We start from the raw sequence: 19,323 nt of genomic DNA, 5'->3' as shown, positions 1-19,323 counted from the left end.
GATGCTCGAATCCGCGCTGCTGCCGACCCCGCTGGCGGACTGCACCGACGAGGCGCTCGCCCGGGCCGGGGTGGAGCTGAGGCTCAAGCGGGACGACCTGGTGCACCCGCTGGTACCGGGAAACAAGTGGCGCAAGCTCGCGCCGAACCTCGCGGCCGCCGTCGAGGCCGGCCACACCCGGCTGCTGACCTTCGGCGGGGCGTACTCCACCCATCTGCGGGCGGTCGCGCTGGCGGCCGCGGCGCTCGGGCTGGAGAGCGTCGGGCTGGTCCGCGGCGAGGAGCTGGCCGGGCGCCCGCGCAACTGGTCGCTGCGGGCCGCGGAGGCGGCCGGGATGGAGCTGGTGTTCCTGACCCGGGCCGAGTACCGGGAGGCCGCCGGCCGGGCCGGGGAGGGGGCGGGGTGGCGCTGGGGCCCCGGCCTGGTGCTGCCGGAGGGCGGTTCCAACGGCCTCGCGGTCACCGGCGCGGCGGCGATCGTGGCGGAGCTGGACGACCTGGGCGAGCGCGACGTGGTCTGCTGCCCGGTCGGCACCGGCGGCACGCTGGCCGGGATCGTCGCCGGGCTGCCGCCGGGAGCGCGGGCGCTGGGCGTGGCGGTGCTGCGCGGCGGCGAGGGGTACCTGGAGGGCGAGGTGACCCGGCTGCACCGGGAGGCGTACGGGCGGGAGTTCGGCGGCTGGCGGATCGACCACGGGCACCACGGCGGTGGGTACGGCCGGGTGCCGGCCGCGCTGGAGGAGTTCGCGGCCGGCTTCGAGCGGCGGCACGGGATCGCGCTGGAGCGCCGCTACGTGGCCAAGCTGCTGGCCGCCGTGCACGACCTGGCCGGGGCCGGCGCCTTCCCGCCCGGCACCCGGCTGACGGCCGTGGTCACCGGCCTGCCCGACCCGGTCGGGCCGTGAGGCCCGGCCGGCCCGGCCAGGTCGACCGGGGCGCGAAGGGCCGGGCACGGAAGGGCCGGGCAGGAAGGGGCAGGCCGGGCCTCAGCCGAAGGTGAGGTTGGCGCAGGGGTCGGTGTCGGCGCTGCGGCTGTTCTCGGCGATGGCGCTGGGGACGCCGCTGGGCAGCGGTCCGGTGGCGGCCGGCGGCCCGGTCGGGGCCGCGGAGGGGGCTCCGGGGGCGGTACCGGCGGCGGCCTCCACAGCGGCGGCCTTGCCGCCGGGCACGGGCCGGGCGACCGGTCCGGTGGAGGCGGGCACCGGCCGGTAGTCGCGGCCGAGGGTGACCGTGACGCCCTCGGAGCCCGGCTCCTCGGTCGTCCGGGCACCCGGGAAGAGCGTGGCGAGCTGGTCGGCGACGGCCTTGAACGGCGGGTCGTAGGCGATCTCGGTGCGCAGCCGGCCGCCGGTGGTGGCGCCCAGCGAGACGTTGGTGAAGCCCTGTGCGCGGATCGCCGCGGAGCCCTGGCCGGCGAGTCCGTCGGTGCCGACGCCGTTCACCACGGTGACGGCGGTGGCGAGCTGCTCCGGGCTCAGCGGGGTGGCGGCCGGCGCGGGGGTCGCGGTGGCGTCGGTGGCGGCGGGGGAGGGGCCGCCGCTCTCGCCGTCCGTGAGCAGGCCGGTGCTCTGGCCGTCCAGGGTGCGGTCCTCGCGGATCAGCCGCCACAGGGTGTCGACGTCGGGGTGGACCAGGTCGACCCGGCCCTTCTGGACGACCGAGAACCGCCAGGGGGCGGTGACGAAGGTGATGTCGGCCAGCTTGATCTGCTGCAGCGACTGGGCGAAGTCGACCAGCTTCATCGCGGTGCCGAGGCCCTCGTCGACGGTCAGCGAGCGGGTGGCGGCGTCGGCGAGCGGGAGCAGGGTCGGCAGCGAGAAGCCCTGGGACTGGATCTTGCGGATCATCGAGGAGAGGAACGCCTGCTGGCGCTTCATCCGGCCGATGTCGGAGTTGTCGCCGAAGCCGTAGCGGGCGCGGAGGTAGTCGACGGCCGGCTGGCCGGCGATCTTCTGCAGGCCCTTGCGGAGCTTGATGTTGTGCGAGTTGACGTCGTTGGGGACGCAGACGTCCACGCCGTTGATGGCGTCGGTCATCGCGGCGACGCCCTTGAAGTCGACCACGATGGTGTGGTCGATCCGCAGTCCGGTGAGCGCCTCGACGGTGTTCTGGGTGCAGGCCGGGTTCCCCTTGGGGGACTCGCCGACGGTGAACGCCTCGTTGAACATCTGGTTGGTGCGGGGCTTCGTCCAGTCGCCGCTGGGCAGCCGGCAGGACGGGACGGTGACCAGGGTGTCGCGGGGTATGGAGACGCCGACGGCGTGCTTCCGGTCGGCGTAGACGTGCAGCAGGATCGCGGTGTCCGAGTGGCCCACCCCCTCGTCGCCGCCGCCGAGGTCGGCGTTGCCGTCGTTGCGGGTGTCCGAGCCGAGCAGCAGGACGTTGACCGGGACCGAGGCCCCGGGTGCGGTGGGTACCGGTGCGGGCGGGCGCTCGGTGGCGACGCCGCCGGCGTCGAAGGTGCTGATGTTGGTGTCCAGCCGGTGGTAGAACCAGGCTCCGGCTCCGGCCACGGACAGCACCAGGACGGCCGCGAGTCCTATGACGGTCCGTATGACACGCCGACGGCGCGAGCTGACGCTCATCCTTCCCGTCCCCCCGTTTTCCGTTCTGGGATCCCACCCGGCCGCCGGTCGGCGGGCGGGTGCCTCGTCTTCGAACGTTAGACGTTTCGGGGGAGTGTTCGGTTACCTCCGGTCGGCGGACAAATCCGGGGCCGGAGCTGTGATGCTCCTCACGCGCCGGGGCCGGTGGCGCCGGTGAGCATCCGGCGGAGCAGGTCGCGCAACTGGCTCCGCTCCTCGGAGTCGAGCGCGGCGAGCGGCTCGCGGGCGAAGTTCAGCGACTCGCGGAGCTCCTCGGAGGCGCCCGCCCCGGTCTCGGTGGCGGCGACCAGCTTGACCCGGCGGTCCTGGAGGTCGGGCTGGCGGGTGACGAAGCCGCGGGTCTCCAGCCGGTCGACGATGCCGGTGATGTTGGAGGGCTCGCAGCTGAGCGTCTGGGCGATCTGGCGCATGGGCATCGGGCCGCGCCGCAGCAGCGCGAGGACCTTGGCCTGCGCTCCGGTGAGCGAGCGGGCGGCGGCGGCCTCCTCGTACTCGCGGTGGAAGAGCGCGACCAGGTTGGCCATGAGATCGACGACCTCGCGGGTGATCTCGTCGGTCTGCGGTGCGGTGGCCCGGGTCGGCTGGGTGTCCATGGTTCCCATGCTACCTGAACAGTTGACAACATGAACCTTTCATGCCCATTGTTACTTCACCGACTCAACCTTTTATGTGGGGAGATCATTATGGCCGCCGAGCCGACCGCCGCTCCGGAAGCGCCCGCCACCGCCCGTGAGTGGCACCTCGCCGCCCGCCCCGAGGGCTGGCCCGTCCCGACCGACTTCGCCCTGGTCGAGGCGCCGGTCCGGACCCCGGGCCCGGGCGAGATCCTGGTCCGCAACACGGACCTGTCGGTCGATCCCTACATGCGCGGCCGGATGAACGATGCCAAGTCCTACATCCCGCCGTTCAAGCTCGGCGCGGCGATGGACGGCGGAGCGGTCGGCTACGTCGTGGCCTCGGCCGCCGAGGGCTTCGCCCCGGGCGACGCGGTGCTGCACGGGCTCGGCTGGCGCGAGTACGCCACCCTGCCCGCCCAGCACGCGGTCAAGGTGCCGGTGATCGACGGCGTCCCGCTCTCCGCCTACCTCGGCGTGCTCGGCATGCCCGGTCTGACCGCCTACGCGGGCCTGCTCGCGGTCGGTGCCCTCAAGGAGGGCGACCGGGTCTTCGTCTCCGGCGCGGCCGGCGCGGTCGGGTCGCTCGTCGGCCAGATCGCCAAGCTCAAGGGCGCCTCGCTGGTGGTCGGCTCGGCCGGCTCGGCGGCGAAGGTCGACCGGCTGACCGGGGAGTTCGGCTTCGACGCCGCCTTCAACTACAAGGACGGCCCGGTCGGCGAGCAGCTCGCCAAGGTCGCCCCGGAGGGCATCGACCTCTACTTCGACAACGTCGGCGGGGAGCACCTGGAGGCCGCGATCAGCGCCCTGGGCGTGCACGGCCGGGCCGTGCTGTGCGGTGCGATCGCCCACTACAACGACACCGACGCCGCCCCCGGGCCGCGCAACCTGATGCAGGTCATCGGCAAGCGGCTGCGGCTGGAGGGCGTCCTGGTCGGCGACCACGACGGGCTCCGCCCGCAGTTCGTCGCCGAGGTGGGCGGCTGGCTCCGGGAGGGGAAGCTGCGCTCCGAGGAGACCGTGGTGGACGGCTTCGAGAACACCGCCGAGGCGTTCCTGGACATGCTGCGCGGTGCCAACACCGGCAAGATGGTGGTCCGGCTGAAGGGCTGACGCCCCGTCGGGTCAGCCCGATCCCGCTCCCGCTCCCGCCTCGCACCGGCCACCGCCGGTGCGAGGCGGTTTGCGTACCCGGCGGAGGGGATCCGGCCGCACTACCGCATTCCGGCCGGATCCGAAAGTGCGTCAGCACCGCTGCGGGGAGGCGCGGTACGGTGGTCCCGCCTGGCGATGGGGCCGTTCGGGGGAGAGATCCCACCGGGGGGTGGACCTCGTTGCGGATTCGACTAGCATTGAGCGAAAGCCTGTCCGTTTTGCTCAATTTAGTGGCTTAATGTCGGCTAACGTGGGTAACTGTGGATCAACTACGGGCACGAACGCGAGGCAGCTGGGGAAGGCGACCCTCGTCCACAGCCTGGAGGTCCCGGTGACGACACGTGGAGTCCTGTACGTCCACTCCGCGCCCCGCGCGCTGTGCCCGCACGTCGAGTGGGCCGTCGCGGGGGTGCTCGGAGTGCGGGTGAGCCTGGACTGGATCCGCCAGCCGGCCGCGCCCGGACACTGGCGCGCCGAGCTCTCCTGGCAGGGCGAGCCCGGCACGGCCTCGAAGCTCGCCTCCGCCCTGCGCGGCTGGCAGCTGATGCGGTACGAGGTCACCAGCGAGCCCTGTGCCACGGCCGAGGGCGAGCGCTACAGCAGCACGCCCTCGCTCGGCATCTTCCACGCCGTCACCGGCATCCACGGTGACATCCTCATCCCCGAGGACCGCCTGCGCGCCGTCCTGCTGCGCGCCCGCAGCGACGGGGCGGACCTGGAGGCCGAGATCGCCATGCTGCTCGGCAAGCCCTGGGACGACGAGCTGGAGCCCTTCCGCTACGCGGGCGAGGGCGCCCCGGTGCGCTGGCTGCACCAGGTGGTCTGACCCCGCGGCACGACGAGGAGGGGCCGGCACTCACCGCGGTGAGTGCCGGCCCCTCCTCGTCGGACACGGTCCGGACGCGGGTCCGGAGTCGCGGAACCGCCGGGTCAGTGGGTGCGGAAGGCCAGCACCACGTTGTGACCGCCGAAGCCGAACGAGTTGTTCAGCGCCGCGATCCGGCCGCCCTCGGGCAGCGGACGGGCCTCGCCGCGGACGATGTCCGCGTCCACGTCGTCGTCCAGCTCGTCGACGTTGATGGTCGGCGGGGCGACGCGGTGGTACAGCGCCAGCACGGTGGCGACGGTCTCGATGCCGCCGGCGCCGCCCAGCAGGTGGCCGGTCATCGACTTGGTCGCCGAGATGGCGATGTGGTCGAGCTCCTCGCCCAGCTCCTTGCGGAGCGCCTTCAGCTCGGCGGTGTCACCCTGCGGGGTCGAGGTGGCGTGCGCGTTGACGTGCACGATCTCGGCCTTGTCGAGCTGGTTGCGGTCGAACAGGTCGGCCAGCGCGCGGGCCACGCCGGCACCGGTCGGCTCGGGCTGGGCGATGTGGTGGGCGTCCGAGGACAGGCCCTGGCCCACCGCCTCGCAGTAGATGCGGGCGCCGCGGGCCTCGGCGTGCTCCACGGACTCCAGCACGACCACGCCGGCGCCCTCGCCGAGCACGAAGCCGTCCCGGCCCTTGTCGTACGGGCGGGAGGCGCGCTGGGGGTCGTCGTTGTTCTTGGACATCGCCATCATGTTGGCGAACGCGGCGATCGGCAGCGGGTGGATCGCGGCCTCGGTACCGCCGGCCACCACGACGTCGGCGCGGCCGGTGCGGATCATCTCGATCGCGTAGCCGATCGCCTCGGCACCGGAGGCACAGGCGGAGACGGGGGTGTGCACACCCGCGCGGGCGCCGACCTCCAGGCCGACGTTGGCCGCCGGGGAGTTGGGCATCAGCATCGGGACCGTGTGCGGGGAGACCTTGCGGGCGCCCTTCTCCTTCAGTACGTCGTACTGGTCGAGCAGGGTGGTGACACCGCCGATGCCGGAGGCGATCACGGCGCCCAGGCGCTCCGGGGCCAGCTTGGAGGACTCGTCGGTGGCCGGGGTCTCGTAACCGGCGTCGGCCCACGCCTCGCGGGCGGCGATCAGCGCGAACTGGGCCGAGCGGTCCAGCTTGCGGGCCAGCGGTCGGGGGAGGATCTCGCCCGGCTCGACGGCGGTGCGCGCGGCGATCCGGACGGGCAGCTCGGCGGCCCACTCCTCGGTCAGGACAGCCACCCCGGAGCGCCCGGCGAGCAGGTTCTCCCAGGTGGTGGCGGCGTCGCCGCCCAGCGGCGTGAAGGCGCCGATACCCGTGACGACCACGGTACGGTTTTCAACGGTCACTGGATCTTCTTCTCTCACGTTCGTGCGGGGGGTCGGCGGCGGGCCGAATGTGGGCCCGGCCGGGCGCCCGGTGGGCGTCCCGGCCGGCGGGTCGGCCGACCCGGGTGGGGCCGGCCGATCTCAGGCATCGACGGAGTCGACGGCTCAGGCGTTGGTGAGGATGTAGTTCACCGCGTCGCCGACGGTCTTCAGGTTCTTGACCTCGTCGTCCGGGATCTTGACGTCGAAGCGCTCCTCGGCGGCCACGACGACCTCGACCATGGACAGCGAGTCGACGTCCAGGTCGTCGGTGAAGGACTTGTCGAGCGCGACGTCCTCGGTCGGGATGCCGGCGATCTCGTTGACGATCTCGGCGAGACCTTCCAGAACCTCGTCCTTGGTAGCCATACTGGCTGCTCCTCTTCGGTGTTGAATGCGGCCGCCCGGCGGACGGACGCAGGTTTGTGGTGGATCCGGGTGGATCGGGCGGAAAGTGCCTAGGGGAGCGTAACGACCGCCGCGGCGTACACGAGACCCGCCCCGAACCCGATGATCAGGGCGAGATCCCCGCTGCGGGCCTCGCCGCTCTCCAGCATGCGCTCCATCGCGAGCGGGATGGACGCCGCCGAGGTGTTCCCGGTCTCCGCGATGTCGCGGGCGACCGGCACCGACTCGGGCAGCTTGAGGGCCTTGATCATGGCGTCGGTGATCCGCATGTTGGCCTGGTGCGGGATGAACGCTCCGAGCTGGTCGGCGGTGATCCCGGCGGCGTCCAGCGCCTGCTGGGCCACCTTCGCCATCTCCCAGACCGCCCAGCGGAAGACCGTCTGGCCCTCCATCCGCAGCGCCGGCCACCGGGTCTCCTCGCCGGCGCCGTTGATGGCGCCGTCCTTGGCGAAGGCGGTGTCCCATGCCTCGGTCTGCGAGATGACGTCCTTCTGCGAGCCGTCCGAGCCCCAGACGACCTTGCCGATGCCGGGAGTGTCGGACGGGCCGACGATCGCGGCGCCGGCGCCGTCGCCGAAGATGAACGCGGTCGAGCGGTCCGAGGTGTCGGTCAGGTCGCTGAGCCGCTCCACACCGATCACCAGCACGTACTCGGCGCTGCCGCCGCGCACCATGCCGTCGGCCAGGCCCAGGCCGTAGCCGAAGCCGGCGCAGGCGGCCGAGATGTCGAAGGCCGGGGCGGTGCCGCAACCGAGCCGTTCGGCGATCTCGGTGGCGACGGCCGGGGTCTGCTTGAGGTGCGAGACGGTCGCGACGATCACGCCGCCGATCCGCGCCGGGTCGATCCCGGCCTGGGCGATCGCCTTGCCGGCGGCCTGCACCGACATCTCGGCGACGGACTCCTCCGGCCCGGCCCAGCGGCGCTCGGCGATCCCGCTACGGGTGCGGATCCACTCGTCCGAGGACTCGATCCAGGTCAACACCTCGGCGTTCGGGATCACCCGGACCGGCCGGTAGCCGCCCACCCCGTGGATGCGCGAGTACCGCGCACCGGTGACGGGGCGGATCTGGGGGGTGTTGCTCATGCCTGCTCCTGCTCCTGACCGCCGTGCTCCGCGACCAGGGCGCGTGCCTTGTCCAGGTCGGCGGGGGTCTTGAGGGCAAGCGTCGCCACACCCTTGAGGTTGCGCTTGACCAGTCCGGTGAGGGTGCCCGCCGGGGCGAGCTCGATGACGGCGGTCGCGCCCAGCCGCTGGAGGGTCTCCATGCAGAGGTCCCAGCGGACGGGGTTGGACACCTGCGACACCAGCCGGCCCAGCACCTCGGCACCGGAGGCGACCACCTGGCCGTCCTGGTTGGAGATGTAGGCCACCTCGGGGTCGGCGACCGTCAGCGTCGGGGCCAGCTTGGCCAGCCGCTCGACGCCGGGGGCCATGTGGGAGGTGTGGAAGGCGCCGGCCACCTTCAGCGCGACCAGCCGGGAGCCGGCCGGCGGGTCCTCGCGCAGCGCGTCCAGCTGCGGCAGGGTGCCGGCCGCGACGATCTGGCCGCCGCCGTTGTTGTTGGCCGCGGTCAGGCCGTGCTCGGCCAGCTTGGCGGCGACCTCCTCGGCGTCGCCGCCGAGCAGGGCGACCATGCCGGTCTCGGTGGCCGCGGCCGCCTCGGCCATGGCCAGGCTGCGCTCGCGCACGAAGGTGAGGGCGTCGTGGGCGCTCAGCACCCCGGCGCCGGCGGCGGCGGTGATCTCGCCGACGCTGTGGCCGGCGACGGCGCCGACCAGCCCGCGGGCGGCGTTCTCGTCCGGGAAGAGCGCGCGGGCGGTCACCAGGCCGGCGGCGACCAGCAGTGGCTGCGCGACGGCGGTGTCCTTGATCTCCTCGGCGTCCGCCTCGGTGCCCGCGCGCACGAGGTCGAGCCCGGCGACCTCCGACCAACCGCGCAGGCGGTCGGCGACGCCGTCGAGCTCCAGCCAGGGGCTGAGGAAACCGGGGGTCTGGGCACCCTGTCCAGGGGCGACGATTACGAGCACGGTTCAACCCTCTCTCGCCAGGCGCCCGGGGGCGGGTAGGCGACGGTAACGAAGAAAAGCATCCGGGATTGTAAGGTCCCTACAGCGTGGTCAGCTTGACTCTCCGGTGGCGGTGAGCCGCCCCAGCGCCAGTGCGATACGCAGGGTGAAGGCCGAACGCACGTCGGAGGGAGCGTAGCCAGTGACGTCGGTCACACGTCGGAGCCGGTAGCGCACCGTGTTGGGGTGGACGAAGAGCATCCGGGCGGCGCCCTCCAGCGAGGAAGCCTGCTCCAGGTAGACACTCAAGGTCTCCAGGAGTGCCGAACCGGCCTCGTCCAGCGGTGTGTAGATCTCCTCCACCAGCTGGCGCCGGGCCGCCTGATCGCCCGCGAGGGCGCGTTCCGGCAGCAGATCGTCCGCCAGCACCGGCCGGGGGGCGTCCGGCCAGGCCGCGCAGGCCCGCAGGCCGGCCGCGGCGGCGTGCGCCGAGCGGGTCGCCGAGAGCAGGTCGGGCACGGTCGGGCCGACCACCACCGGACCGGCCGCGAACTGGCCGATCAGCGCCCGGGCCGCGTGCACCGGCTCCTTGTCGCCGCCCACCACGACCACCAGGCGCTTGCCCAGCACCCCGGTCAGCACGTGCAGCTTGGCGTACCGGGCGGCCCGGCGGATCGCCTCCACCACCAGCTCGCTGTCGCCGTCCGGGGCGGAGCCCATCACCACCCGGACCTGACTGGGCTGGCCCCAGCCGAGCGCGGCGGCGCGGGACAGCACGCCTTCGTCGGCGTCGCCGGAGAGCAGCGAGTTGACCACCAGGGCCTCCAGCCGGGCGTCCCAGGCCCCCCGGGCCTCGGCGGCCTGGGCGTACACCTGGGCGGTGGCGAAGGCGATCTCCCGGGCGTAGACCAGCACCGACTCGCGCATGTCGGCCTCGTCGCCGGGGGCGGCGACCTCCTCGATCGCCTCCTCCATCACCTCGATGGTGGTGCGGATCAGCTCGACCGTCTGGCGCAGGGTGATCGCCCGGGTCAGCTCGCGCGGCGCGGTGCCGAAGACATCGGTGGAGATCGCCTGCGGGGCGTCCGGCTTGCGGTACCACTCGGTGAAGGCGGCGATGCCGGCCTGGGCGACCAGGCCGATCCAGGACCGGTGCTCCGGCGGCATCCGCCGGTACCAGCCGAGCTGGTCGTCCATCCGGGCGATCGCGGCGGAGGCGAGCTTGCCGGAGGACTTCTCCAGCCGCTTGAGGGTCGCGGCCCGGCGCTCGGCGCGGTCGGCGGCGAGCCGGCGCTCCTGCGCGGTCAGGCGCGGTGCCGCCCGCCCGGGCCGGTCTCTCCCGGCACCGGACGTCGGGCTCTTCCCGTTCCTGTCGGGGGCGGTCGGATCGCTCTTGGAGTTCGCGGAAGCGGCTGGCACAGGGACAAGACTGCCTCACCGGAGTGACTGCTCGTGCACAGGCCCCGGTCGACGGGCGGGGTGGTGGCGGTCACACCCGCCGGAGGCGGCACTACGGTGGGCCCGTGACCGATGCCCCAGCCCGCCCCCGGGCCGACCTCCGCCGTACCGCCGAGCGTTATGTCTCGACCCCCGCCGAGGGCGTCGAGACCCGGCACGCGTTCTCCTTCTCGGGGCACTACGACCCGAAGAACACGCACTTCGGGGCCCTGCTCGCCTGCAACGAGGAGCGGCTCGCCCCCGGCGCCGGGTACGACGAGCACAAGCACCGGGACACCGAGATCCTCACCTGGGTGCTGGAGGGCGCGCTCGCCCACCGGGACTCGTACGGGCACGGCGGCGTGGTGCGGCCCGGCATGGTCCAGCACCTGGGCGCGGGCTCCGGGGTCGGCCACACCGAGCGCAACGTCGGCGGCGCGGACGGCCCGGTCCGTTTCGTCCAGATGTGGCTCCAGCCGGACGTCCTCGACGCGCCGCCGGTGTACGGGCTGCGCGGGGTGGAGCGGGCGGCCGACGGGTTGACGCTGCTCGCCTCCGGGATGGCGCGGGACGCCGGCACCGAGGCGCTGCGGCTGCGGCGCGGGGACGCCGCGCTGTGGCTGGTGACCGCCGGGCCGTGGCAACCGCTGCCGGCGCTGCCGCCCGCCGCCTACCGCTACGCGCACCTGACGACGGGCTCGCTCGGCTACCGGACGGTGCCGGGGCCGCAGGGCGGGGGCCGTTCGATGGTGCCGGGTGACAGCGTGCGGATCACCGGGGACGCCTTCGCGGCGCCGACGGCCGGCGGGACCGGTGCGGAACTGCTCCTGTGGGAGATGCACTCGCCGGTCTCGTACGGCTGACGGCGCCGCGGGCGCGGTACGGCCGTCGCCGCCGCCGTCAGCCCCGGAGTTCGGCGAGGACGGCGTCGGAGAGCACCGGCCAGACCTCGGCGGCCCACGGGCCGAAGTCGAGGTCGGTGAGCGCGACACAGGCGACCCCGGCCTCCGGGTCCACCCACAGGAAGGTGCCGGACTGGCCGAAGTGGCCGAAGGTCGCCGGGGAGTTGGTGGTGCCGGTCCAGTGCGGGGCCTTGCCGTCGCGGATCTCGAAGCCGAGGCCCCAGTCGTTCGGCCGGCGGTGGCCGAAGCCGGGCAGGACGCCGCCGGTGCCCGGGAAGGCCACCTCGCGGGTCGCCGCGCGCAGGGTGCCCGGGTCGAGCAGCTTGGGCGACTGCAGTTCGGCGGCGAACCGGACCAGGTCGGCGACGGTCGACAGGCCGCCGGCCCCGGCGGGGGTGCGGTGCGCGGTGTTGATCAGGGTGGCGTGCATGCCGAGCGGCTGGAACACGGCCTCGGCGACGTACCGGCCGAACTCGATGCCCGCGGCCTGCTCCAGGGTCCGGGCCAGCACGTCGAATCCGGCGTTGGAGTAGAGCCGGCGGTTGCCGGGCTCGGCCATCACCCGGTGCTCGTCGAAGGCCAGGCCCGAGGTGTGCGCCAGCAGGTGCCGGACGGTCGAGCCCTCGGGCCCGGCCGGGTCGTCCAGCTCGAAGACGCCCTCCTCGACCGCGACCAGCACGGCGTAGGAGGTGAGCAGCTTGGTCACCGACGCCAGCGGGAACAGGTGCTCCTGCGGCCCGTGCGCACCCAGCAGCGCGCCGTCCGCGCCCCGGACGACGGCCGCCGCCGCGTGCGGTACCGACCAGGTCTCGATCCTGCGCAAGCTCTCCATGGGCCGACTCTAACCAAAGCGGCGGCCCCACCGGGATGGCAGGCTTGGGCCGACCGCACTCCACGACGCCGGTGGCGCCGGCACGTTCAGCACCCGGGGGACCGACATGACCGTACTCACGGCGATCGAGGCCGGACCGCGTACCTGTGGCGAGGTGTTCCGGGAGCCGCTCGGCGCGCCGGACCGGACGCCGAGGCACACCATCGGCGAGGTGTCGGCGGCCAGCGGGCTGACCGCGCACACCCTGCGCTGGTACGAGCGGATCGGCCTGCTCGACCCGGTCGACCGCTCGGCCTCGGGCCAACGCCGGTACAGCGACGGGGACCTGCACCGGCTGGCCTTCCTCGGCCGGCTCCGGCTGACCGGGATGCCGGTGGCGGACATGCTGCGGTACGTGGAGCTGGCCCGTGAGGGCGACCGGACCTCCGCCGACCGGCGCGATCTGCTGCTCGCCCACCGGGAGGAGGTGCGGCAGCGGATCGCGGATCTGCACGCGACGCTGGCCGTGCTCGACCACAAGATCGAGCTGTACGACGGCCGGGTCGCGTGCCTGTAGCCGTGAGGCCCGGAGCCGTCGGGCCGGGCCGTCAGACCTCCCGGCCGAGGTACGCGGCGAGCCGGGTGTACGCGTCGGCGTCGGCCGGCGCGGGCCGGACCGGGCCGAACGGCACGGCGCCGCCGCGCGGTTCGGCCGGCAGCACGGCCCGGGCGACCCCCAGCGCGGTTTCGGCCAGCCGCTCGTCCAGCGGGAGGGCGGTGCCGAGGGCGCGGGCGATGTCCCAGGCGTGGGTGGCGGTCTCCAGGACGTAGCCGCCGACCGCGGCCCGTCCGGGTACCTCGCCCCAGGGCGCGAAGGTCGGGCGGTCGAGCTTGGCGTCCTCGGCCCAGGCGGCGGTCACCCGGGCCCGGGCCCGGTCGAGGGCGGCCGGCCAGCCGTCGTCGGGGAGTTCGCCGGTCGTGGCCGGAACGTCCTCGCAGTGGCCGCCCTCGCCCATGTAGGCGAGCCGGTGGATGCCGCCGACCACGTGGCCGAGCAGCGTCCGCAGGTCGTACTCGGTGCACGGGGTGGGACGGTCGAGGGTCTCCGGGGCGGCCTCGGCGATCAGCTTCTCCAACTGGCCGAGGGCGAGCAGGTACAGCGGGCGCGGGTCCTGGGTGGTGTCCATGGGAACGTTCGACTCCATCGGTGCGGAGGGTTTCGCGAAAGGTTTCGCGGTACGGAGGCAATCTCCCGGTAAAACCTGACAAGCGCCGTCATGATTTCTGGGACCCTCGGAGCATGAAGGCCGACCGCCTGCTCTCGATCCTGCTGCTGCTCCAGACCCGCGGCCGGGTGCCCGCCACCGAACTGGCCGAACGGCTGGAGGTGTCGGTCCGCACCATCTACCGCGACGTAGAGGCGCTCTCCACGGCCGGGGTGCCCGTCTACACCGAACGCGGCCGGCACGGCGGCATCAGTCTGCTCCCCGGCTACCGCACCGATGTCAGCGGCCTGACCGCCGACGAGGCGCGGGCCCTGTTCGTGCTGTCCGCCCAGGGGGCGCACAGCGACCTCGGGCTGGACGGCGCGCTGGGCTCGGCGCTGCGCAAGGTGATGGCCGCGCTGCCCGCCCCGCACCGGCCCGGCGCCGAGCGGATCAGCGAGCGGATCCTGGTCGACCCGGCGCGCTGGTTGCAGGCGGGTGCCGCGCCCGGGCCCGACCTGGGCGAGCTCCAGTACGCGGTGTTCGCCGACCGGCGCCTGCGGCTGCGCTACCGGCACAGCGGCTCGCCCGCCCCGGCGGAGTACACGGTGGACCCGTACGGCCTGGTCAGCAAGGCCGCCGTCTGGTACCTGGTGGCCGATCTGCGCGGTGAGCCGCGGTTGTTCCGGGCCGACCGGGTGCTGTTCGCGGAGACCGCCGAGGAGCCGGTGCGCCGACGGCCGGGGGTGGGGCTCGGCGACGTCTGGACGGTGCTGCGCGAGCAGGTGGAGCGGCTGCCGAAGGAGTTGACGGTACGGGTCCGGGTGCGGCGCGGGCGGCTGGACATGTTCGTCCGGATCCACGGCAGCCGGCTCACCGCGCCGCCGCCGGAGACCGGGGGCGGCGCGCCCGAGGAGTGGGTCGAGCTCGCGCTCGGCTTCCAGTCGTTGCCGGCGGTGCGGGCGCTGCTGGCGTTCGGCGCGGACGCCGAGGTGCTCCACCCGCCGGCCGCCCGCCGGGAGATGGTCCGTACCGCGGCCGACGCCGTCCGGCTGTACCAGGAGGCGCGCCGGCCCGACCCGCTCTGACCTCGCTCCGACCCCGTTGCCGCTCCGACGCGGGCCCGGCTCGGGCTCCGACGCGGGCCCCGGCTCAGGCTTCGGGGGTCGGACGGAGCACGTCCTGGTCCCTGCCGAGGGCGACGGCGGCGAAGTTGTACAGGCTGTCGGTGCCGGTCGCGAAGTAGCCGTTGTGGCCGGCGGACCGGGCCGAGGAGAGCCGCTCGGAGCCGAAGTCCACCGAGGTCGGGTCGGCGCCGTGGCCGAGCCCGCCGACCTCCAGGTAGGGCACGTTGCCGATCCAGTCGGTCTCGTTGCGGGTCGCCCAGACCCGTACCCCGCCGCCCAGTTCGGAGCGGCTCTCGACGCCCATGCCGGGGGAGCCGAAGACCACCAGGTCGGTGATCCCGCTGGTGTCCGCCGGGGAGGCGGCCGCCCGGGGGATGTCCGGCGCGGCCGTGCCGCAGACCACCGACCCGTAGGAGTGGCAGAACAGCGCGGGCGGCGCCTGCGGGCGGGTGGTCTCCTTCAGCCCGGCGAGCAGGCGGCGCAGCCGGGGCGCGCCGACGTCGGCGAGCCGGGAGGTGACCGCGTCCGGGCCGAGGCCGGAGGGGGTGACGTAGCCGGTCCAGGCGACGACGGCGGTGCGGGAGCCCGGGACCTGCCGGTGCTCCTCCTCGTACAGCGCGCGGGCCATCCCGGCGGGGGAGCGGAGCGGTTCCACGGCCTGGTCGAAATGGCCGAGGTCGGCGTCCGAGCCGGGGACGAGCACGGCGATCCGGTCGGCGGCCCCGAGGTCGCCCCAGACCTCGGTCAGCAGGCCCCGGCCGCGCGGGTCGAAGGCGAGGATCTGCCGGCCGGGGGCGAGCAGGCTCTGCACGTCGTTGGCGCGGGAGACGGCCAGCGCGCGCTGGTCCCGGTCGAGCTGCGGGTCGGCGGCGAGGGCCCGGGCGTGGTCGCGCTCGGCGGCCAGGGCCACCCGGTTGGCCCGGTAGCGCAGGGCGAGCGGCGCGCCGTCGTAGTTGCCGACGACCAGCGGGTAGGCCGCGACCAGCCGATCGGTCTCGGCCGGGGAGAGCCGGTCGAAGAACTCGGCCGCGGCGGCCGGCGCGGTGGTGGCCGGGTCGGGCAGGTCGAGCCCGTAGGAGTGGTCCTCGACCCAGGCGGCGCTGCCGGCCGGCGGGGTGGAGATGGCCAACTGCTCGGTGGCGGCGGCGGCCTGGGCGGCAGCCGCACCGGCGTCGGCGAGGACGGCGGCGCCCGCGAAGGCGCCGATCAGGACGTGCTTCCACCGTCGACGGCGCATCGTCTCAGCTCCCAGAGAGTCCCGTCACCGATCCCGGACGGGGCCCGAGGGTGGTACGACTGCCAACTTTCAGCGCAAGCCTAGGGGTCCGGAGCGGCGCCCGGACCGCCTTAAACTGTGGGATGGATCACATGAACACCGGGTGACCCGGAGGGGTTTCGGTCGTTCGCGCGGAAATCGGCGGCTGTGGACCGGTTCGTCCCCCCGGCCGGTCCGCGGCCGCCGCGCTCCCGCGGGCCCGGTCCCCGCGCTCAGACCACGCCGAGCGCGTACGCGGCGAAGAACGCCGCCGCCGCGCCGGCGACCGCCTTGGCCGGCCGGGAGAGCGCCGTCCACGGGCCGTCGAACCGGCGGGTGAACCAGCCGATCCCGATCAGTGCCGCGCCGAACAGCGGCAGCAGGGCCAGCCGCAGCGCCACCCAGCCGAGCGAGTCGGGCGCCACCGTCAGCCCGGGCACCGCGCCGAAGGCGGCCGCGCCCGGCACCGCGACGGCGAGCATCGCGCTCTGGTGCCAGCAGAAGATCGTCATCGCGGAGAGGTTGACCGCCACCACCGGCAGCCACAGCAGCGGACGGCGGGTCAGCAGCCGGCCGAGCCGGTCGCGCAGCAGCACCGCCGCGCCGCACTGGACCGAGGCCAGCGCCAGGACCAGCAGGGACGGCGGGTGCGAGTTGGTCCGGGCGGCCCCGGGGACCCCGACCATCGACGCCGGGTAGTGGAACACCAGCAGCAGTGCCGCGAACAGCGCCGCGCCCCCGGCCAGCAGCAGCCGCGCCGCCGGGCGGCCCAGCCGGCCCCCGGCCCAGAGCACGCCCAGCTGGTAGCCGAACAGCCAGCCCGGCAGGATGTTCAGCAGCCCGACCCAGGACGGCACCGCCTCCGCCCACGGCCCGTACCGCAGCAGGTCGACCGCGGCGACCGCGGCCAGCGGCAGGCCGGCGGACCAGCCGCCCAGGCGCCGGGCGGCGGCCGCGCAGAGCGGGGTGAGCGCGGTCAGCCCGAGGTAGACCGCGATGTACCAGAGCGGCTGCACCACCAGGGTCGAACCGGTCCGGACGGTGTCGGCGGGTACCCCGAGGCGCGGCAGCAGCGGGATCAGCAGGGCCCAGACGGCGGCCACCCCGAGCACCGGGCGCAGCAGCCGGACCGTCCGGCCGCGCAGCCAGCCGCCCGGGCCGGTGCCGCGGGCCCGGGCCCGTTCCAGCGAGCGGACCGCGGAGTAGCCGCCGACCAGGAAGAACACCCCGAGCAGTTGCAGTCCCCAGCTGGCCGGGGCGAAGAAGCCGAGCGCGGGCGAGGAGAGCGGGCTGGCGTTGTGCAGGGCGCCGTCGGCGGAGCGGGTGAAGCCGCCGAGCAGCCAGTGGCCGACCGGGACGGCGAGCAGGGCGAGGGCGCGCAGGCCGTCGAGCGCGCGGTCGCGGCTCGCGGGGGTGCGGGCGTCGACCTGGCGGGCGGCGCGGTGCAGGGGGGCGAGCAGGGGGCTGGGCATGACGGGGTCTCCGTTCGCGGGGTGCGGCGCGGCGGTCGGGCGGGGAGGGGTCAGCGGCCGAGGGCGAGGTCGGCGAAGGCGGCCAGCGAGGCCGTGCCCGGGGCGAAGTAGCCGGTGTGGCCGTGCGAGCCGGTGGAGGGCAGCGGACGGGCGCCGAAGGCCGGATCGGTGGGGTCGGCTCCGTGGCCGAGGCCGAGCAGCCGGACGAAGGGAACCCGGCCGATCCAGTCGGAGTCGTTGCGGGCGGTGGCCCAGAGCGGGACGCGCGGGTCGAGGTCGGCGGCCGAGTCGACGCCGAGGCCGGGCGAGCCGAGCACCACCACCCCGGAGGCCCGGTCCGGGCCCGGCCGGGCCAGCCCGCAGACCACCGATCCGTAGCTGTGGCAGAACACCGTGGGCGCGGCGTCCGGGCGGGTTCCGGCGGCGAGTCCGTCCAGCAGTCGGTCCAGCCTCCCGGCGCCGGCCCGGGCCAGCTGCTCGGTGGCGGCGTCCGGGCCCAGGCCGAGCGGGGTGGTGTAGCCGGCCCAGGCGATCACCGCGGTCCGTCCGCCGGTCGCCCCGGACAGGGCGCGGGCCATCCCGACCGGGGTGCCGTAGGGGTCGCCGGAGCGGTCGAAGGTGCGCAGGTCGATGTCGGACCCCGGGACGACCACCGCGATCCGGTCGGCGGTGGCGAGGTCGCCGAACACCTCGGCGACCAGGCCCCGGCCGCGCGGGTCGAAGGCCAGGAACCGGCGCGGGCCGCCGGGCGCCGCGTCGTCGAGCAGGGTGCGGCAGCGTTCCGCGCGCTCCCGGGCGGCGGTGCGGTCCTGCGGGGTGAGCGCCGGGTCGTCGGCCCGGGCCAGGGCGCGGTCGCGTTCGGCGGTGATCGCCCGGGTGTTGGCCCGCTGCCGGAGTTCGACCGGCGCGCCGTCCAGGTTGCCGACCACCAGCGGGTGGCGGACGGCCAGGGCCTCCCGGGCGACCGGTGGCAGCCGGGCGAAGAAGGCGGCCACCTCGGCCGGGCGGGCGGTTGCCGGGTCGGGCAGCGGCAGGCCGAGGGCGGTGTCGGCGACCCACTCGGCGCTGCCGGGCGGCGGCCCGGTCACCGCCCGCTCGCCGCCGGCGACCCAGCCGCCCGCTCCCAGTACCGCGACCAGTGCCAGCGTGGCCGCGGCCAGCGCGCGCCGGATTCGCTGCTTCCCCATGTCCGTTCCCTCCCGGGCCGTTTCGGCTTCGACAGGAGGGGACGGTAGGAACGAGTTGGCCCCGCGGACGTCACACCGCGGGGCCAACTCCCGGGTGCTACCCGGGTATCAGGAGGTTTTCCCCCGGGGGAGAACCCCACCGGGGGCCGGGGGAGGGCGTCATGGCCCCGGTGTCACGGTCCGGACGTCACGGTCCGGACGTGGCCCCGGTGTCACGGTCCGGGGGTCACTGCCCCGGGGTCACCAGGCCGGACTCGTAGGCGAGCACCACCGCCTGGGCACGGTCGCGCAGGTCCAGCTTGGCCAGGATCCGGCCGATGTGGGTCTTCACGGTCTGCTCGGCGAGGACCAGTCCGGCGGCGATCTCCTGGTTGGACAGGCCCCGGGCGATCAGCTCCAGCACCTCGGTCTCACGCGGTGTCAGTCCGTTGAGCCGAAGCCTGGGGTCGCGGCGCCGGGCCGGCCGGGTGCGGGCGAAGTCCTCGATCAGCCGGCGGGTCACCGAGGGCGCGAGCAGCGCCTCCCCGGCCGCCACCACCCGGACGGCGGCGATGAGGTCGGCCGGCGGCGCGTCCTTGAGCAGGAAGCCGCTGGCGCCGGCCCGCAGCGCCTCGTAGACGTAGTCGTCGACGTCGAAGGTGGTGAGCATCAGCACCTTGGGGCGGTGGGCGCCGGGCACGGCCGGGTCGAGCAGCCGCCGGGCGGCCTCCAGGCCGTCCATGACCGGCATCCGGACGTCCATCAGCACGACGTCCGGGTGGGTGCGGCCGCTCACCTCCAGGGCCTGGGCGCCGTCGGCCGCGTCCCCCACCACGTCGATGTCGCTCTGCGCGCCCAGCAGGGCGGCGAACCCGGCCCGCACCATCGCCTGGTCGTCGACGATGATCACGCGGATGGTCATACGGTGCACTCCCCGGGGC

19 protein-coding genes are annotated in these 19,323 nt (G+C 74.6%); 6 read left to right on the top strand and 13 right to left on the bottom strand.

The annotated features are described in order from the left end of the window. The first annotated feature begins 1 nt into the window (after nt 1). A complete protein-coding gene (locus ACIQ9P_RS03540; RefSeq protein WP_402348973.1) occupies nt 2-904 on the top strand; it encodes a 1-aminocyclopropane-1-carboxylate deaminase/D-cysteine desulfhydrase in 903 nt (300 codons plus the stop codon). 81 nt (nt 905-985) lie between these two features. On the opposite strand, the gene ACIQ9P_RS03535 is transcribed toward ACIQ9P_RS03540, so the two are convergent. Continuing rightward, nucleotides 986-2,584: an LCP family protein gene (locus ACIQ9P_RS03535; protein WP_402348970.1), complete on the bottom strand. Its 1,599-nt coding sequence runs from the start codon at nt 2,582-2,584 to the stop codon at nt 986-988. Nucleotides 2,585-2,733: 149 nt separating this feature from the next. Beyond that, entirely contained in the window at nt 2,734-3,207 is a 474-nt protein-coding gene (locus ACIQ9P_RS03530) for a MarR family winged helix-turn-helix transcriptional regulator (protein WP_402348967.1), read from the bottom strand. 81 nt (nt 3,208-3,288) lie between these two features. Here ACIQ9P_RS03530 and ACIQ9P_RS03525 point away from each other — a divergent pair, with 81 nt between their 5' ends. Both ACIQ9P_RS03525 and ACIQ9P_RS03520 read left to right on the top strand, forming a co-directional pair. Continuing rightward, nucleotides 3,289-4,332: an NADP-dependent oxidoreductase gene (locus ACIQ9P_RS03525; protein ID WP_402348964.1), complete on the top strand. Its 1,044-nt coding sequence runs from the start codon at nt 3,289-3,291 to the stop codon at nt 4,330-4,332. 373 nt (nt 4,333-4,705) lie between these two features. Continuing rightward, nucleotides 4,706-5,200, top strand: a complete 495-nt coding sequence (locus ACIQ9P_RS03520) for a DUF3145 domain-containing protein (protein ID WP_402348961.1) — start codon at nt 4,706-4,708, stop codon at nt 5,198-5,200. A gap of 104 nt (nt 5,201-5,304) precedes the next feature. Here ACIQ9P_RS03520 and fabF read toward each other — a convergent pair whose 3' ends face one another. The 5 genes from fabF to ACIQ9P_RS03495 all read right to left on the bottom strand — a co-directional run bounded on the left by fabF (nt 5,305) and on the right by ACIQ9P_RS03495 (nt 10,315). After that, the gene (gene fabF, locus ACIQ9P_RS03515) at nt 5,305-6,573 is read right to left on the bottom strand and encodes a beta-ketoacyl-ACP synthase II (RefSeq protein WP_402348958.1); all 1,269 of its coding nucleotides are present in this window, start codon (nt 6,571-6,573) and stop codon (nt 5,305-5,307) included. A 144-nt stretch (nt 6,574-6,717) separates the two neighbouring features. Then, nucleotides 6,718-6,960 (bottom strand): acyl carrier protein, encoded by a 243-nt coding sequence (locus ACIQ9P_RS03510; protein WP_402348955.1) that lies wholly within the window; start codon nt 6,958-6,960, stop codon nt 6,718-6,720. 89 nt (nt 6,961-7,049) lie between these two features. Next, the gene (locus ACIQ9P_RS03505) at nt 7,050-8,084 is read right to left on the bottom strand and encodes a beta-ketoacyl-ACP synthase III (protein ID WP_402348953.1); all 1,035 of its coding nucleotides are present in this window, start codon (nt 8,082-8,084) and stop codon (nt 7,050-7,052) included. After that, nucleotides 8,081-9,028 carry an ACP S-malonyltransferase gene (locus ACIQ9P_RS03500; RefSeq protein ID WP_402348950.1) on the bottom strand — a complete coding sequence of 316 codons (948 nt, stop codon included), beginning with the start codon at nt 9,026-9,028 and terminating at the stop codon, nt 8,081-8,083. Before ACIQ9P_RS03500 ends, ACIQ9P_RS03505 begins: the two co-directional genes overlap by 4 nt. A gap of 90 nt (nt 9,029-9,118) precedes the next feature. Next, the gene (locus tag ACIQ9P_RS03495; protein WP_030395837.1) at nt 9,119-10,315 is read right to left on the bottom strand and encodes a CdaR family transcriptional regulator; all 1,197 of its coding nucleotides are present in this window, start codon (nt 10,313-10,315) and stop codon (nt 9,119-9,121) included. A gap of 215 nt (nt 10,316-10,530) precedes the next feature. Between ACIQ9P_RS03495 and ACIQ9P_RS03490 the strand changes: the two genes are divergently transcribed. Continuing rightward, nucleotides 10,531-11,307: a pirin family protein gene (locus ACIQ9P_RS03490; protein ID WP_402348946.1), complete on the top strand. Its 777-nt coding sequence runs from the start codon at nt 10,531-10,533 to the stop codon at nt 11,305-11,307. Between the two features lie 37 nt (nt 11,308-11,344). Here ACIQ9P_RS03490 and ACIQ9P_RS03485 read toward each other — a convergent pair whose 3' ends face one another. Next, the gene (locus ACIQ9P_RS03485) at nt 11,345-12,178 is read right to left on the bottom strand and encodes a serine hydrolase domain-containing protein (RefSeq protein ID WP_402348943.1); all 834 of its coding nucleotides are present in this window, start codon (nt 12,176-12,178) and stop codon (nt 11,345-11,347) included. Between the two features lie 106 nt (nt 12,179-12,284). On the opposite strand from ACIQ9P_RS03485, the gene ACIQ9P_RS03480 reads away from it, so the two are divergent. Continuing rightward, a complete protein-coding gene (locus tag ACIQ9P_RS03480; RefSeq protein ID WP_402348941.1) occupies nt 12,285-12,734 on the top strand; it encodes a MerR family transcriptional regulator in 450 nt (149 codons plus the stop codon). A 31-nt stretch (nt 12,735-12,765) separates the two neighbouring features. On the opposite strand, the gene ACIQ9P_RS03475 is transcribed toward ACIQ9P_RS03480, so the two are convergent. Continuing rightward, the gene (locus ACIQ9P_RS03475; protein WP_402348938.1) at nt 12,766-13,344 is read right to left on the bottom strand and encodes a TIGR03086 family metal-binding protein; all 579 of its coding nucleotides are present in this window, start codon (nt 13,342-13,344) and stop codon (nt 12,766-12,768) included. Between the two features lie 113 nt (nt 13,345-13,457). Here ACIQ9P_RS03475 and ACIQ9P_RS03470 point away from each other — a divergent pair, with 113 nt between their 5' ends. Continuing rightward, entirely contained in the window at nt 13,458-14,450 is a 993-nt protein-coding gene (locus ACIQ9P_RS03470; protein WP_402348935.1) for a helix-turn-helix transcriptional regulator, read from the top strand. 64 nt (nt 14,451-14,514) lie between these two features. Here ACIQ9P_RS03470 and ACIQ9P_RS03465 read toward each other — a convergent pair whose 3' ends face one another. From ACIQ9P_RS03465 to ACIQ9P_RS03450, 4 genes are all read right to left on the bottom strand, one after another. Beyond that, nucleotides 14,515-15,726, bottom strand: a complete 1,212-nt coding sequence (locus tag ACIQ9P_RS03465) for an alpha/beta hydrolase (protein ID WP_402348932.1) — start codon at nt 15,724-15,726, stop codon at nt 14,515-14,517. Nucleotides 15,727-15,977: 251 nt separating this feature from the next. After that, nucleotides 15,978-17,216, bottom strand: a complete 1,239-nt coding sequence (locus tag ACIQ9P_RS03460; protein ID WP_402348929.1) for an acyltransferase — start codon at nt 17,214-17,216, stop codon at nt 15,978-15,980. A gap of 50 nt (nt 17,217-17,266) precedes the next feature. Then, entirely contained in the window at nt 17,267-18,403 is a 1,137-nt protein-coding gene (locus ACIQ9P_RS03455) for an alpha/beta hydrolase (protein WP_402348926.1), read from the bottom strand. 226 nt (nt 18,404-18,629) lie between these two features. Continuing rightward, nucleotides 18,630-19,304: a response regulator gene (locus ACIQ9P_RS03450; protein ID WP_402348923.1), complete on the bottom strand. Its 675-nt coding sequence runs from the start codon at nt 19,302-19,304 to the stop codon at nt 18,630-18,632. Nucleotides 19,305-19,323: the final 19 nt, after the last annotated feature.

This window comes from Kitasatospora sp. NPDC094019 (assembly GCF_044764505.1).
Lineage (GTDB): Bacteria > Actinomycetota > Actinomycetes > Streptomycetales > Streptomycetaceae > Kitasatospora.
This window is presented reverse-complemented; position numbering and strand designations above follow the sequence as displayed.